This window comes from Streptomyces sp. Je 1-4 4N24 (assembly GCF_026239515.1).
Lineage (GTDB): Bacteria > Actinomycetota > Actinomycetes > Streptomycetales > Streptomycetaceae > Streptomyces > Streptomyces nigrescens.
The window spans coordinates 7980482-7997635 of record NZ_CP110836.1 but is presented as its reverse complement, the minus strand read 5'-3'; the positions used below and the strand labels follow the sequence as shown (position 1 = coordinate 7997635).

1 protein-coding gene is annotated in these 17154 nt (G+C 71.8%); it reads right to left on the bottom strand.

Going from position 1 to position 17154, the window contains the following annotated elements; genetic code table 11:
- Positions 1 to 26: 26 nt before the first annotated feature.
- On the bottom strand, positions 27 to 17153 hold the full coding sequence (locus tag SLV14N_RS34745; RefSeq protein WP_263272500.1) for a type I polyketide synthase: 17127 nt from the start codon (positions 17151 to 17153) through the stop codon (positions 27 to 29).
- Position 17154: the final 1 nt, after the last annotated feature.

Below are 17154 nucleotides of genomic sequence, written 5' to 3'. Positions count from 1 at the left end.
CGCCCGCGACGTGTGCACGTGCCATATCAGGAACTCCCGAACTCTCGCTCAATGAAGTCGAAGACCTCGTCGTCGCTCGCCGCGTCCAAGGTCGCGGCGACCGTCCCTGCCCCGTCGTCCTGCGCACCGCCCAGCCCCGCCAAAATGCTCTGCAGCCGGACGGCCAGCCGGTCCCGGGCGACCTCGTCCGTGGCGATCTCGGGCAGCGAGAGTTCCAGCCGGTCGAGACCGGCGAAGACGGAGAGGAGGCCGGACTGTTCTTCCCGTTCGCCGAGCAGTTGCGCGCACAGCTTCTCGGCGAGGACTTCCGAGGTCGGATAGTCGAAGACCAGGGTGGCCGGCAGCCGCAGCCCGGTGACCGTGGTCAGGATGTTGCGCAGCTCCACAGCCGTCAGCGAATCAAAGCCGAGTTCGCTGAACGGCCGCCCGCCGGGGACCTCTTCCGGCCCGGCATAGCCCAGGACCGCGGCCACCTGCGTACGCACCACGGTGAGCAGCAGCTGCTGCTGCTCCGGGTCGGTGAGCCCGGCGAGACGACGGCCCAGATCCTCGGCGGCGGCCTTCCCGCCGGCGGCGGAGCGGCGGACGCGCGCCCGGACCAGGTCCCGCATGACCGGCGGCAGCATCCCTTCGGCGGCACGGGCGTGCAGCGCTGCGGTGTTCAGCCGTACCGGAATCAGCAGGCTTTCCGCCGACGCGGTCGCGGTGTCGAACAGGGCGAGCCCCTCGGCGGAGGTCAGCGCGTCGATGCCGCCGCTGCTCATCCGCCGCAGGTCGGCCTGGTCGAGACCGCCGGTCATCTCACTGGTGTCGGCCCAGCGTCCCCAGGCGAGGGAGACCGCGGGCAGACCCAGTGAACGCCGGTACCCGGCAAGGGCGTCCAGGAAGCTGTTGGCCGCCGCGTAGTTGGCCTGCCCGGGGGCTCCGAGCACCCCGGCCGCGGAGGAGAACAGCACGAACGCGGAGAGCTCGCGGCCCTCGGTGAGTTCGTGCAGGTTCACCGCGGCGTCCACCTTGGACGCCAGCACCGCGTCGAGACGGTCCGGGGTGAGCGAGCCGATCACCCCGTCGTCCAGGACGCCTGCCGTGTGCACCACTCCGGTGAGCGGCGCTTCGGCGGGCAGGTCGGCGAGGACCCGGGCCAAAGCGTCCCGGTCGGCCGCGTCGCAGGCGACGATCTCCGCGCTCGCACCGAGCCCGGCGAGTTCCGCGCGCAGCTCCCCGGCGCCCTCGGCGGCCGGTCCCTGACGACTGATCAGCAGCAGCCTGCGCACCCCGTGTTCGGTGGCCAGATGCCGCGCCACCAGAGCACCCAGGGCGCCGGTGCCCCCGGTGATCAGCACGGTGCCCTCGGCGTCCCACCTCGGCGCACCCTCCTGTCCGGGCGCGGCGAACCGGGCCAGCCGCGGCACGAAGACGCTCCCGCCGCGCAGCGCCACCTGCGGTTCACCGGAGGCGACAGCGGCACGCAGCGCACGGCCGGCCCCCTCATCACCGTCGGCGTCGGCGTCGCCATGGGCATCGACACGGGCATCGACGTCGATCAGCACGATCCGTTCCGGATGCTCCGACTGCGCGGACCGGACGAGCCCCCAGACCGCCGCCGCGGCCGGGGAGACCGTTTCGCCGTCGAGCAGGACCGCACCACGGGTGAGGATCACCAACCGCGTGTCCTGATACCGCTCCTCGGCGAGCCAGCTCTGAAGCCGCTCCAACACCCGACGCGCAAGGTCGTGCGCACCGTCGGCCAGGCCCTCCCGCGTGGTCTCCGGTACGGACCACAGCACCACACCCGGGACATCGTCCTGCTCGGCGAGCGAAGGCCAGTCAAGCGCAGATGCGTCGAGGACGGCCTTCAGACCGATCTCGTTCTCGTCCAGCACGGCCCAGTCCTCGGCCGCGACCATCGTGGTCTCCGGCACCGGCATGTCCGGCACCGACAGCGAGGCCCAGCGCAGCTGCAGCATCGAATCCCCGCGGCCACCGGCCAGTTGCTCGGCACGCACCGGCCGGACGGTCAGCGAGTCGACGGTGGCCACGACCGCACCGGTGTCGTCGGAGACCATCACCCGCACTCCGTCGCCGCCCCGGGTGAGCGTGGTGCGCAGCGAGCGGGCGCCCACCGCGTGCAGCCGGATCCCGCGCCAGGCGAACGGCAGCCCCGATACGGCGTCGTCGAGCAGTCCGACGGTCTGCAGCGCGGCATCGAGCAGGGCCGGGTGCAGCGCGAACTTCGCCGCCTCGGCGGTCGCGTCCTCGGGCAGCGTGACCTCGGCGTACACCTCGTCCCCGTGCCGCCAGGCAGCCTGGACTCCTTGGAACATGGGGCCGTAGCCGAATCCGGCGGCGGCCAGTTCGTCATAGAAGCCGTCCACGGCGACGGGCTCGGCCCCGGCCGGCGGCCAGCTCTCCGCACCGTCGCCGACCGGCGCAGCGCTCCCGGCGGCCAGGACACCGACGGCGTGCCGGGTCCAGTTCTCCTCCTCCGCTTGCTCCTCCAGCCGGGAGTACACGGTCAGTTGCCGGCGATCGTCCTCATCGGGCTCCGCGACGACGATGCGCAGCTGCACTCCGCCCCGCTCCGGCAGAACCAGCGGCTCCTGGAGGGTCAGCTCCTCGATGAGCTCACATCCGAGCTGGTCTCCGGCCTGGAGGGCCAGTTCGACCAGGGCGGTTCCCGGCAGCAGAACGGTGTCCATGACGGCGTGATCGGCCAGCCAGGGGTGCGTGGTCAGGGAGAGCCGCCCGGTCAGGACGACGGCATCCGGCAGGGTCACGGTGGCGCCGAGCAGCGGGTGATCGGCATTACCCAGACCCGCGGCCGTCACGTCGCCGGCTCCGGTGGCGCCCTCCAACCAGTAACGCCGACGCTGGAAGGCGTAAGTCGGCAGCTCCACGGTGCGGGCACCACGGAACAGCGGAGTCCAGTCCACCGTGACCCCGCGGGCATGGACGACGCCGAGGGCATACAGCAGGCTGACGGGTTCGGGGCGGTCCTTGCGCAGGCTCGGCTGGAGGGTGGCGCTGGCGGTCTCCGGCAGAGTGTCCTGTCCCATGGCGGAGAGCACGCCGTCGGGGCCGAGTTCGAGGAACGTGGTCACGCCTTCGGCGTGGGCGGCCTGGATGCCCTCGTGGAAGCGGACGGCTTCCCGGACGTGGCGCACCCAGTACTCCGGGTCGCGGAGTTCGGTGGGCTCGGCGAGACGGCCGGTCACATTGGAGACCACCGGCAACTTTGCCTCGGAGTAGGTGAGTTGCTCCAGGACCGCGCGGAAGTCGGCCAGCATCGGTTCCATGAGGGGTGAGTGGAAGGCGTGGCTCACGCGCAGCCGCTTGACCTTGCGGCCCTCCGCCTCCAGGGCGGTGATGACCTGCTCCACCTCGGCCTCGGCACCCGAGAGGACTATGGACTCGGGGCCGTTGACGGCGGCGATGCCGACCTGGGCCCGTCCCTCCAGCAGCGGTACGACCTCGCCCTCGGAGGCACGCACCGACACCATCACGCCACCGCTCGGCAGGGCCTGCATCAGTCGACCACGCGCCGCGACGAGCTTCGCCGCGTCCGCCAGGGACCAGACGCCCGCGAGATGAGCCGCCGTGACCTCACCGATGGAGTGGCCCAGCAACACTTCCGGCGTCACACCATGGGACTCGACCAGACGGTAGAGCGAGACCTCCAGTGCGAACAGTGCCGCCTGGGCGTACTGCGTCTGGTCGAGAAGCCCCTCCTGCCCATCGTCGGCCGCCGCCCAGACCACCTCACTCAGCGGCCGCGGCAGCAGACCATCCAGCTCCGCACACACCTCATCCCAGGCCCGCGCAAACACCGGATAGGTCTCATACAACTCCCGACCCATGCCCAGCCGCTGCGCACCCTGACCCGTGAACAGCACACCGAGTCGGGGGTCGCCGATGACCTCTGCGTCCGGGGTCACCTTCCGGAGGGCGGCGAGGAACTCCTCACGGTCGGTGCCCAGCACGACGGCGCGGTGGTCCAGAGGGGTGCGGGTGGTGACCAGCGAGTACCCGATGTCGACGGGGCTCAGCTCCGGCTGTGCTTCCACATAGGACGCCAGCCGTTCGGCCTGTGCGGCGAGGGACTCCGCGGAGCGGGCGGAGAGCACCCAGGGCATGACACCGGTGTCAGAGGCGGTGTCAGTGACAGAGGCGGTGTCCGAACCGGAGCCGGAGCCGGAGCCGGAGCCGGTCGCCGTGGGCTCCTCGGCTACCGGTCGGGGCGCCTCTTCCAGCACGACATGCGCGTTGGTTCCGCTGATTCCGAAGGAGGACACGCCCGCCCGGCGCGGCCGCCCGGTGGTCGGCCAGTCGCGGGCCTCGGTGAGCAGTTCGACCGCGCCGGCCGACCAGTCGACGTGCGAGGAGGGCTCATCGACATGCAGGGTCCGCGGAAGGACACCGCGCCGCATGGCAAGGACCATCTTCATCACACCGGCGACGCCGGCCGCGGCCTGAGTGTGCCCGATGTTCGACTTGACCGTGCCCAGCCACAGCGGCTCTTCCCGGTCCTGCCCGTAGGTCGCGAGCAGCGCCTGGGCCTCGATGGGGTCGCCGAGGGTCGTACCGGTGCCGTGCGCCTCCACCGCGTCCACCTCGGACGGCGACAGATGGGCGTTGGAGAGTGCCTGCCGGATCACCCGCTGCTGCGACGGACCGTTGGGGGCAGTGAGACCGTTGGACGCACCGTCCTGGTTCACCGCCGAACCCCGCACCACCGCCAGGACCGGATGCCCATGACGTACCGCGTCGGAGAGCCGCTCGACGAGGAGCATCCCGGCGCCCTCGGCGAGGGTGGTGCCGTCGGCTGAGGAGGCGAAGGCCTTGACCCGGCCGTCGCTCGCGAGGTTCCGCTGCCGCGAGAAGTCGACGAAGGTGCCCGGGGTCGCCATCACCGAGGCGCCACCCGCCAGCGCGAGCTCGCACTCCCCCGCCCGCAGCGCCTGCATTGCCTGATGCAGCGCCACCAGCGAAGAGGAACAGGCGGTGTCCACGGTGACCGCGGCCCCTTCGAGACCGAAGGTGTACGCCACCCGGCCGGAGGCCACACTGCCGGACGTCCCCGTGCCGAGGTGTCCTTCGACCTCCTCCGGTATGGAGTCGGTCTGCAGGCCGTAATCGTGGTACATGATGCCGGCGAAGACACTGGTCCGGCTGCCGTGCAGAGAGGCCGGGGCGATCCCGGCCCGCTCGACGGCCTCCCAGGAGATCTCCAGCAGGAGCCGCTGCTGCGGGTCCATCGCCAGCGCCTCGCGCGGGGAGATCCCGAAGAAAGCGGGGTCGAACTCGCCCGCGCCGTAAAGGAATCCGCCCTCACGGGTGTAGGTCTTGCCGGGCAGACCAGGCTCGGGATCGTAGAGCCGGTCCATGTCCCAGCCACGGTCGGTGGGAAACTCCCCGATGGCGTCGGTACCGGCGGCCAGCAGCTGCCAGAGCTCCTCGGGCGAGGTGACACCACCGGGGTATCGGCAGGCCATACCGACGATCGCGATGGCCTCCTCGTCCGTGGCGCCGGCCCGCGCGACGGGGACGACCGCTGCTTCTTCCTCCAGCAGTTCACGACGCAGGTAATCGGTGAGCGCGCGTGGTGTCGGGTAGTCGAACACCAAAGTGGCGGGCAGCCGCAGTCCAGTGGCCCCGGTCAGCCGGTTCCGCAGTTCCACGGCGGTCAGCGAGTCGAATCCGAGGTCCTTGAACACCTGGTCGGTACGGACCGCACCGGAGTTGTCGTAGCCCAGTACGGCCGCGACCTGCGTGGTCACCAGGTCGAGCAGCAGCTCCTCGCGGTCCTCGGCCGGCAGTCCGGCCAGCCTCTCCCGCAGCGACGCGGCCTCCCCGGCCGCGGCGGTGGCGCGCCGCACCGGAACCCGTACGACGTTCCGCAGCACTGCCGGCACCGCACCGGAAGCGGCCAGACCCCGCAGGTCGAGCCGGATCGGTACGAGCAGACCGGAGCCGGGCGCGGCACAGGCGAGATCGAACAGGGCCACGCCTTCGGCCTGGTCGAGCGCAAGCGCACCGCCGCGGGCCATCCGCCGGACATCGTCGGAGCCGACCTCGCGGGTCATCGCACTGCGTTCCGCCCAGAATCCCCAGGCCAGGGAGGTACCCGGCTGACCGCTGAGGCGACGGTGCTGAGCAAGCGCGTCGAGGAACGTATTCGCCGCGGCGTAGTTGCCCTGTCCGGCGCTGCCGAGCACACCGGCAGCGGACGAGAACACCACGAACGCCGACAGGTCCAGGCCCTGGGTCAGCTCGTGCAGGTTCCAGGCCGCGTCGACCTTGGGCCGCAGCACGGTGTCGAGACGCTCCGGGGTCAGCGACCCGATCACGCCGTCGTCCAGGACACCGGCCGTGTGCACCACACCCGTCAGCGGCATGTCGGTCGGGATGTCGGCCAGCACCGCGGCCAGTGCCTCCCGGTCAGCCGCGTCGCAGGCGACCACATCTACCCGGGCACCCAGCTCGGTCAGCTCGGACCGCAACTCGCTGGCGCCGTCAGCCTCCAAGCCACGCCGACTGGTCAACACCAGGCTGCGAACGCCATGTTCAGCGATCAGATGCCGGGCGAACAGGGCGCCCAGCGTTCCCGTGCCACCGGTGATCAGCACCGTTCCCTCGGTGTCCCACACCGGCGCACTGTCCGACTCGGACGACACGGTCCGCGCCAGCCGCGGCACGGAAACCACCCCGTCCCGGACCGCCAACTGCGGCTCACCCGAAGCAACCGCCGCGGCGATGGCGTCCACCGAGGCCGGACGCTCATCAAGGTCAAGCAGGACGAACTGGTCCGGGTTCTCGGTCTGTGCGGAGCGCAGCAGGCCCCACACGGCGGCACCCACCGCGTCCAGCGGCTCTCCCGCCACCGAAACGGCACCGCGAGTGGCCACTATCAGCTTCGAACGGACACAACGTTCATCAGCCAGCCAGGACTGGACGCTCTCCAGCGCCCGGCCCACCACGGCACGCACCGCCGCCGGCACGTCCAGCGCACCCTCCGCGCCATCCGAGCCCTCCGCTCCCTCCGTGCCAGGCACCGCAAGCACCACACACTCCGGCACCTCCACAAGCTCACTCAGCACGTCCGCAGTCGACGCACCCAACGCCGCAGCCAACGCCACGTCATCACCCAGCACCGCCCACGAACCCGCCACCGGCCCGGACCCGAGCGGCAACACCGGCCACTCCACGGTGAACAGGGCATCGGTACCCGTGCCTTCGCTGAGCTGGCCGGCTGTCACCGGCCTGGTCACCAGGGAGTCCACAGAGGCGACCACGGTGCCGGTGCCGTCGGCGACCAGGACCGAGAAACCGCCGCCGGCCCGGGTCAGTTTCACCCGCAGTGCGGCCGCTCCTACTGCGTGCAGGCGGACCGTGTTCCAGACGAAGGGCAGCTGGGCCTGTCCCCCGGCCGCGGTGGCCGGGTGGAGTCCGATCGCATGCAGCGCCGAGTCGAGCAGGGCCGGATGCAGCCCGTACTTCGCCGCGTCCGCGGCCACGTCCTCGGGCAGCGCGACCTCGGCGAAGATCTCCTCGCCACGCTGCCAGGCAGCGCCCAGGCCCTGGAACACCGGGCCATAACTCATACCCACGGCGGTGAACTCGTCGTATACGCCGGTCACGGAGACCGGCTCAGCGCCGAGGGGAGGCCAGCTCTCCTCACCGAAGTCCACCGGTTCGGCACCCATGGCGAGGACACCGGTGGCATGCCGGGCCCACTGTTGGTCTGCCGGAGCCTCCTCGACACGGGAGTACACGGCGAGTTCACGGCGGCCGTCCGCATCGGACTCGGCGACGGTGACCCGGAGTTGCAGACCTCCGGTCGCCGGGATGATCAGCGGGGCCTCAAGGGTGAGCTCCTCCAGCAGATCGCAGCCCACCTGGTCCCCGGCCCGGATGGCCAGTTCCACCAGCCCGGTCCCAGGGAGCAGCACAGTGTCCAGTACGGAGTGATCGGCCAGCCAGGGGTGCGTGGTCAGCGACAACCGGCCACTGAACAGGAAACCGTCGGAGTCCGGAAGCGCCATCGCGGCACCGAGCAGCGGATGATCGGCCGCATCGAGTCCGAGTCCCGAGGCGTCTCCGCCGAAGAACACACCGGAAGGCCAGTAGCGCTGGCGTTGGAAGGCGTAGGTGGGCAGGTCGACCCGACGTCCGGACGGCAGCAGGGTGCCCCAGTCCACCGGGACGCCGTGCGCCCAAAGCTGGCCGAGCGACTGCGCGAAACGGGACCAGCCACCCTCGTCGCGGCGGAGAGTTCCCGTCACTACGACGGGGTTGCCCGCCTCCTGCGCGGTGTCCTCGATTCCCGGAGTCAGAACGGGATGCGCACTGCATTCGACGAATACGCCGTGCCCGTCGGCCAGCAGCGCCTGGATCGCTTCCTCGAACCGCACGGTGTTGCGGAGATTCTCGAACCAGTACGCGGCGTCCAGGTCCTCGCCGGAGACGAGTGCGGCGTTCACCGCGGAGTAGAACGGGATCCGGCCTTCAGCAGGGGTCACCTCGGCCAGGACCGTCGCAAGCTCCTCCCGCAGCTCCTCGACCTGGGCACCGTGCGAGGCGTAGTCCACCGGAACCTGCCGAGCCCGCACCTCCTGCTCAGCACACTCCGCCAACAACTCCTGCAAAGCCTCGGGCTCGCCTGAAACCACGGTCGACGACGGGCCATTGATAGCGGCGATAGATATCCGCTCGCCCCACTTGGCGATGCGCTCCTGCACCGCCTCACGCGAACCGGCAACCGAGACCATGCCACCGCGCCCGGCAAGCACCCGCCCGATGGCCTGACTGCGCAGTGCCACGACCCGGGCACCATCACGCAGCGACAAGATCCCGGCCACGCAGGCCGCGGCAATCTCACCCTGCGAATGACCCACCACGGCAGCGGGCACCACACCACAGTCCTCCCAGACCGCAGCCAGCGACACCATCACCGCCCACAACACAGGCTGAACCACATCAACCCGCGCCAGCATGTCCTCGTCGGACAGAACCTCATCCAACTTCCAGGACACGAACTCCGACAGCGCCTCACCACACTCAGCCATCCGACCCGCGAACACCGGGGACATAGCGAGCAGTTCATCCGCCATCCCCAGCCACTGCGAACCCTGACCAGGGAACACCAGCGCCACACGGGTACCGGCTCCGGTGCCGGTCGAACCCCGCACCACACCCGCCGGATCCAGACCCCCAGCCACACCCTTCAGCCCGGCAAGGAGCTCCGCACCGTCAGCACCGAGCACCACAGACCGGTACTCCAACCCCGCCCGCGAACTCAGCAGCGAGAACCCCACATCAGCAGGATCAAGCTCCCGTCGGTCCTCCGGACGGCCCTCCAGACGGTCCTCCACGAAGGACGCCAACCGCTCCGCCTGAGCCGCCAAGGCCTGCTCCGAACGCGCCGACAGCACCCACGGCACCACCCCGGCCCGCGCCGCCGCCCCAGCAGGCTCGCCCTGAACCGGCTCCACAGCGACCGGTTCCACAGCCACCGTCTCAGAGGCAGGTGCCTGCTCCAGCACCACATGGGCATTCGTCCCGCTGATGCCGAACGACGACACGCCCGCCCGACGCGGCTGACCACTCTCGGGCCAGTCCCTGGCCTCCGTCAGCAGCTCCACCGCACCCGCGGACCAGTCCACATGCGACGACGGCTCATCGACATGCAGCGTCTTCGGCAGCACACCGTGCCGCAGCGCCATGACCATCTTGATGACGCCGGCCGCACCGGCCGCGGACTGGGTGTGTCCGATGTTGGACTTGATGGACCCGAGCCACAGCGGCCGGTCCTCCGGGCGGTCCTGGCCGTACGTGGCCAGCAGCGCCTGGGCCTCGATCGGGTCGCCCAGCGTCGTGCCGGTGCCGTGCGCCTCCACCGCGTCGACCTGACCGGCGGCCACTCCCGCGTTGGCCAGTGCCTGCCGGATCACCCGCTGCTGCGAGGGACCGTTCGGCGCGGTCAGACCATTGGAGGCACCGTCCTGGTTCACCGCCGAACCCCGCACCACCGCAAGGACGCGATGGCCGTTGCGCTGAGCGTCGGACAGGCGCTCCACCAGCAGCATGCCGGCGCCCTCTCCCCAGCCCGTGCCGTCCGCGGCGTCCGCGAAGGGCTTGCAGCGGCCGTCCGCGGCGAGGCCGCGCTGGCGGGAGAACTCGATGAACACGTCCGGGGTGGCCAGCACCGTGACGCCGCCGGCCAGGGCCAGCGAGCACTCGCCGGAGCGCAGCGCCTGGATGGCCAGATGCAGGGCCACCAAGGAGGACGAGCAGGCCGTGTCCACGGTCAGCGCCGGGCCTTCGAGGCCGAAGGAGTAGGAGATACGGCCGGAGACGACGCTGCCTGCGGTGCCGGTGCTGGCGTACCCCTCGGTCTGGTCGAACACCGGGGCCAGTTGGGTCGAGTAGTCATCGGAGGTCGCGCCCGCGAACACTCCGGTCTTGGTGCCCCGGACCGACTGGGGGTCGATGCCGGCGCTCTCGAAGGCCTCCCAGGAGGTTTCCAGCAGCAGTCGCTGCTGCGGGTCCATGGCCAGGGCCTCGCGCGGGGAGATCCCGAAGAAGGCGGGGTCGAAGCCGGTGACATCCGCGAGGAAGCCGCCCGCCCGCGCATAGGAGGTACCGCGGTGGTCGGGGTCCGGGTGGTACAGCTCGTCGAGGTTCCAGCCCCGGTCCGCGGGGAAGCCGGACAGCGCGTCGGTGCCGTCGGTGAGCAGCCGCCAGAGGTCCTCGGGCGACTCCACCCCGCCGGGGTAGCGGCAGGCCATGCCGACGATGGCGATCGGCTCGTCGTCGGCGGCACCGGCGGCCCGCACGGGCGCCAGTGTGTCGTCCTGCCGGCCGAGCAGCTCGCCGCGCAAGTGGTGCACGAGGGCGAGCGAGTTCGGATAGTCGAAGACGAGGGTCGCGGGCAGCCGCAGTGCGGTGCCGCTGTTGATCCGGTTGCGCAGCTCCACCGCGGTCAGCGAGTCGAAGCCGAGTTCGGAGAAGGCGCGCTCGGCCTCCACCGCCTCCGGGCCCGGATAGCCGAGCACGGCGGCCACCTGCGTACGTACCAGGTCCAGCAGGGCCCGGTCCTGGTCGGCCGTGGACAGTGCGGTGAGCCGCTGGACGAGGGTGTTGCCGGATTCCGGTCCGGTGACGGCCGCGGCGGCGCGCCGGGACGGGGTGCGCACCAGACCGCTGAGCACGGGCGGCAGTTCCGCCGCGGCGAGTCCCTTGAGGTCCAGCTTGGCGGGCGCGACCACCGCGCGGGCGACGGTGGCGGCCGCGTCGTACAGTGCGACGCCCTCCTCCGACGTCATCGGCAGGACACCGCCGGAGGCGGCGCGCCGCACATCGTGCTCGGCCAGCTTCCCGGTCATGGCGCTGGCCTCGGCCCACAGGCCCCACGGCAGGGAGAGCGCGGGCAGGCCGAGCGCGCGGCGGTGTGCGGCCAGGGAGTCCAGGAAGGTGTTCGCGGCCGCGTAGTTGGCCTGACCCGGCCCGCCGAACACCCCGGACACCGAGGAGAACAGGACGAAAGCGGAGAGGTCGAGGTCCTTGGTGAGCTCGTGGAGGTGCCAGGCGCCGTCCACCTTCGGCCGCAGCACGTGGTCGAGCCGTTCCGGGGTGAGCGATTCGATCACTCCGTCGGAGAGCACACCGGCGGTGTGCACCACACCGGTCAGCGGGGTCTCCGCGGGGATCCCGGCGAGCAGCGAGGCCACGGCGTCCCGGTCGGCGATGTCGCAGGCGGCCAGGGTGACCTCGGCGCCGAGTGCGGTGAGTTCGGCGCGCAGGTCGGCCGCGCCGGGCGCGTCGGCGCCGCGTCGGCTGACCAGCAGGAGGTGGCGCACACGGTGCTCGGCCACCAGGTGGCGGGCGATGACGGCGGCGAGGGTGCCACTGGCCCCGGTGATCAGCACCGTGCCGTCCGGGTGCGGCGCCGGCGGGATGGTGAGGACGACCTTGCCGACCTGGCGGGCCTGGCTGATGTACCGGAAGGCCTCCGGGGCGCGGCGCACATCCCAGGTGGTCAGGGGAAGCGGGCGCAGCACACCGCGTTCGAACAGGGAGAGGAGGTCGGCGAACATCTCGCGGGTGCGTACCGGCCCGGCCTCGGGGAGGTCGAAGGCGCGGTAGCGGACGCCGGGGTAGGCGGCGGCGACCTCGTCCGCGTCCCGGACATCGGCCTTGCCCATCTCGATGAACCGGCCGCCCGAGGGCAGCAGACGCAGGGAGGCGTCCACGTACTCACCGACCAGGGAGTCGAGGACGACATCCATGCCGCGGCCTCCGGTGGCGGCGAGGAACTCGTTCTCGAAGTCCAGGGTCCGGGAGGAGGCGATGTGGTCGTCATCCAGGCCGAGTTGGCGCAGGGCGTCCCACTTCGCGGGGCTGGCGGTGCCGTACACCTCGGCGCCGAGGTGGGTGGCCAGCTGGACCGCGGCCATGCCCACACCACCGGCGGCGGAGTTCACCAGCACGGTGTCCCCCGGCTGCACTCCGGCGAGATCGACCAGGGCGTAGTAGGCGGTGAGGAAGACGATCGGGGTGGCCGCGGCCTCGGCGAAGGACCAGCCCTCCGGGATGCGGACGATGGCGCGGTGGTCGGCCACGGCGAGGGGCCCGAAGGCCTCGGTGAACGTCCCCATCACGCGGTCGCCGGGGGCGAGGCCGGTCACGCCGGAGCCGACCTCGACGATCACGCCGGCCCCTTCCAGGCCCATCGGCCCGGGGTCGCCGGGGTACATGTCCAGGGCGCTGAGGACGTCGCGGAAGTTGAGGCCGGCGGCGCGCACCTCGATCCGGACGTGGTGCCCGGCGAGTGGTCCACAGGCCCGGTCGCTGTCCACGAGCGCGAGGGCGTCCAGGTTGCCCTTGGCGGTGCTGGTGAGCTGCCAGGCCGGGCCGTCCGGCGGGGTCAGCGGGGCGGTGGAGGCGGCCTTGACCAGGCGGGTGGCGTGGAGCGTGCCGTCGCGCAGCGCGAGCTGCGGTTCGCCGGAGGCGACGGCGGCGGGCAGGGCGCGGCAGGACGCGTCCTGGTCGTCGAGGTCGATGAGCAGGAAGCGGTCCGGGTGCTCGGTCTGCGCGGAGCGGACGAGTCCCCACACCGGGGCGGGTGCGAGGTCCGGGCCGCGCTCGTCGGTGACGGAGACCGCGTCCCGGGTGAGGATGACGAGCCGGGACGCGGTGAACCGCTCCTCGGCCAGCCAGTCGCGCAGCGCGGCCAGCGTCCGGGTGGTGGTCTCCCGCACCTGGTCCGGCAGTTCGCCGGGGGTGGTCTCCGGAAGGGACCAGAGCACGGTGTCCGGCACGGTGTCCCGCGCGGCGAGGGCCGCGAAGTCCTCGGCCGTCACCACCTCGGCGCCGTCGGCGCGCAGTGTTGCGGCCAGGGTCTCGGTGCCGCTGCCGACGGCCGCCCAGGTGGCCGGGGCGGGTGCGGCGGCTTCGGGCAGCGTGATCCAGTCGAGGTGGAAGAGGGAGGACCAGCGGTCGCGGGCGGGGGCCGTGAGAGTGCCGGAGACGGGCCGGATCGCCAGGGAGTCGATGGTGGCGACGGGCGCGCCGGTGTCGTCGGCGACAAGGACCGCGACACCGCCGTCCGGCGACGGCGAGAGCCGTGCACGCAGGGTGGCGGCGCCGACGGCGTGCAGCCGGACCCCGGTCCAGGAGAACGGCAGGCCGGGCCCGCCCTTGGTGAGGGTCGTGCCGAGGCTCACGGTCTGTACGGCGGCGTCGAGCAGGGCCGGATGCAGACCGAACCGGCCGGCCTGTTCGGCCGCGTCCGCGGGCAGGGCGACCTCGGCGAACACCTCGTCACCGCGCCGCCATGCGGCCCGTACACCCTGGAACACCGGTCCGTACGCGAACCCGGCGGCGGACAGCTCCTCGTAGAAGCCGTCCACGGCAACGGGCTCGGCCTCGGCGGGCGGCCAGGACTCCTCGAATACGGGGGGTGTGCCGGTTCCGGCGGCCGCGGTGAGGAACCCGGTGGCGTGCTGGGTCCAGGGCTCCTCGTTCTCGGCGTCCTCGTGGCGGGAGAAGACCGAGATCTCCCGGCGGCCGTCCGCGGCGGCCTCACCGACGGTGACGCGCGTCTGCACCGCGCCCCGGTCGGGGAGGGTCAGGGGTGTCTGGAGGGTGAGTTCCTCCAGGAGGTCGCAGCCGACCTGGTCCCCGGCGCGGATGGCGAGTTCGACCAATGCGGTGCCCGGTACCAGTACGGTGCCGGAGACCGCGTGGTCGGCGAGCCAGGGGTGGGTGGCCAGCGCCAGCCGGCCGGTGAAGAGGAAACCGTCGGAGTCGGGCAGCGCCACGGCCGCGCCGAGGAGGGGGTGTCCGGCCGGACCGAGTCCGGCGGCCGTCACGTCTCCGGCACCGGCGGATCCTTCGAGCCAGTACCGCCGGCGCTGGAAGGCGTAGGTGGGCAGGGCCGTCCGCCGGCCGCCCTGGAGCTGTGCGGTCCAGTCCACGGTGGCACCGCGTACGTGGGCGCCGGCGAGGGTTTCGCGCAGGGCCTGGGGTTCGGGGCGGTCCTCGCGCAGACTCGGCTGGAACGCCACGGTCTCCGGCAGACAGTCCTGGCCCATGGCGGAGAGCACCCCACCGGGGCCGAGCTCCACGAAGAGGTCCACGCCTTCGCGGTGCGCGGCACGGATGCCGTCATGGAAGCGCACGGCCTCCCGGACATGACGCACCCAGTACGCCGGATCGCGCAGCTCCTCGGGCTCGGCAAGGCGTCCGGTCACATTGGACACCACCGCGAGCTGCGGTTCCTGGTAGGTGAGTTGCTCGGCGACCGAGCGGAACTCGGCCAGCATCGGCTCCATGAGGGGTGAGTGGAAGGCGTGGCTCACCCGCAGCCGCTTGACCTTGCGGCCCTCGGCCTCCAGAGCGGCGATGACCGTCTCCAGCTCGGCCTCGGCGCCCGAAAGTACGACGGACTCGGGGCCGTTGACGGCAGCGATCCCGACCTGGTCCCGGCCGTCCAGCAGCGGTACGACCTCGTCCTCCGACGCCCGCACCGACACCATCACACCACCGGTCGGCAGGGCCTGCATCAGCCGCCCACGCGCCGCGACCAGCTTCGCCGCATCCGCCAGCGACCAGACGCCCGCCAGGTGGGCCGCCGTGACCTCACCGATGGAGTGGCCCAGCAGGACGTCCGGGGTCAGGCCCCAGGACCGCATGAGCCGGTAGAGCGCGACCTCGACGGTGAACAGGGCGGCCTGGGCGTACTGGGTCTGGTGGAGGAGTTGCTGCTCCTCGCCCCAGACGACCTCCCGCAAGGGCCGGGGCAGGTGCGGGTCGAGTTCCGCGCACACCTCGTCCCAGGCCCGCGCGAAGACCGGATAGGTCTCGTACAGCTCACGGCCCATACCCAGCCGCTGAGACCCCTGGCCGGTGAAGAGCACACCGACCCGGCCGTCGCCCGCGACCCCGCACAGCGCTCCGGCGGCATCGGCGCCGCGCTCGGCCAACTCCTCTACGCAGGCGAGGAGTTCATCCCGTCCGGTACCGAAGACGACCGCGCGGTGCTCCAGCGCGGCGCGGCCGGTCGCCAGGGAGAACCCGATGTCGACCGGGTCCAGGTCCGGCCGGTCGGCCACGAAGGGCATCAGCGCACGGGCCTGTGCGGCAAGGGCGTCCCGGGAACGGGCGGACAGTACCCAGGGCAGCACCGCGGGCGTCACCGGGGCGGCGGACTCCACCGGGCCTGCTTCCGGGGCCGGTTCGAGTTCCGGGGCCTGTTCCGGCGCTGCTTCCGGGGCCTGTTCGAGGATGACATGGGCGTTGGTGCCGCTGATCCCGAAGGACGACACCCCCGACCTGCGGGGGCGGCCGGTCGCCGGCCAGTCGCGTGCCTCGGTGAGCAGACGCACCTCGCCGGCCGACCAGTCGACATGCGGGGTGGGCTCGTCCACGTACAGCGTCTTGGGCAGCACGCCATGTTGCAGGGCCATGACCATCTTGATGACCCCGGCAGCTCCGGCGGCGGCCTGGGTGTGCCCGATGTTGGACTTCACCGAGCCGAGCCAGAGCGGCTGGTCGGCGGGCCGGTCCTGCCCATAGGTCGCCAGCAGGGCCTGCGCCTCGATGGGGTCGCCGAGGGTCGTGCCGGTGCCGTGCGCCTCCACGGCGTCGATCTGGTCGGCCGACAGCCGGCTGCTGGCCAGGGCCTGCCGGATCACGCGCTGCTGTGCGGGACCGTTGGGGGCGGTCAGACCGTTGGACGCACCGTCCTGGTTCACCGCCGAACCCCGCACCACGGCGAGCACCGGATGGCCGTTGCGCTGGGCATCCGACAGCCGCTCCACCAGCAGCAGTCCGGCGCCCTCGCCCCAGCCGGTGCCGTCCGCGGCACCGGCGAAGGCCTTGCACCGGCCGTCCTCGGCGAGCCCGCGCTGCCGGGAGAACTCCACGAACAGATCGGGGGTCGACATCACCGACACACCGCCGGCCACGGCCAGCGAGCACTCCCCGGCGCGCAGGGCCTGCATCGCCCAGTGCAGCGCCACCAGCGAGGAGGAACAGGCGGTGTCCACGGTGATCGCGGGACCTTCGAGGCCGAAGGTGTAGGCAATGCGGCCGGACAGCACGCTCGCCGAGGCGCCGGTGACGCCGTAGCCCTCGGCGACCTCGGGCGCCACCCGCAGCTGCGAGGCGTAGTCCTGGTAGTTCACGCCGACGAACACGCCGGTCCGGCTGCCGCGCAGCGAGAGCCCGTCGATACCCGCCCGCTCGAAGGTCTCCCAGGAGGCTTCGAGCAGCAGCCGCTGCTGCGGGTCCATCGCGGTCGCCTCACGAGGCGAGATCCCGAAGAAGCCGGCATCGAACTCGCCGACCCCGTCCAGGAAGCCGCCCTCGCGGACGTAGGAGGTGCCGCGGTGATCGGGGTCCGGGTGGTACAGGCTCTCCACGTCCCAGCCGCGGTCGGCCGGGAAGGCGGTCATGGCGTCGGTGCCGGAGGCCAGGACGCGCCAGAGTTCCTCGGGAGAGTTCGCGCCGGGGAACCGGCATGCCATCGCGACGATCGCGATCGGCTCCCGCATCGCGCCCGCGAGCTTGCGGTTCTGTTCACGCAACCGTTCGGTCTCCTTGAGCGATGCTCGCAGAGCCTCAGCGACGCGGTCTTTCTGCACGGCCATC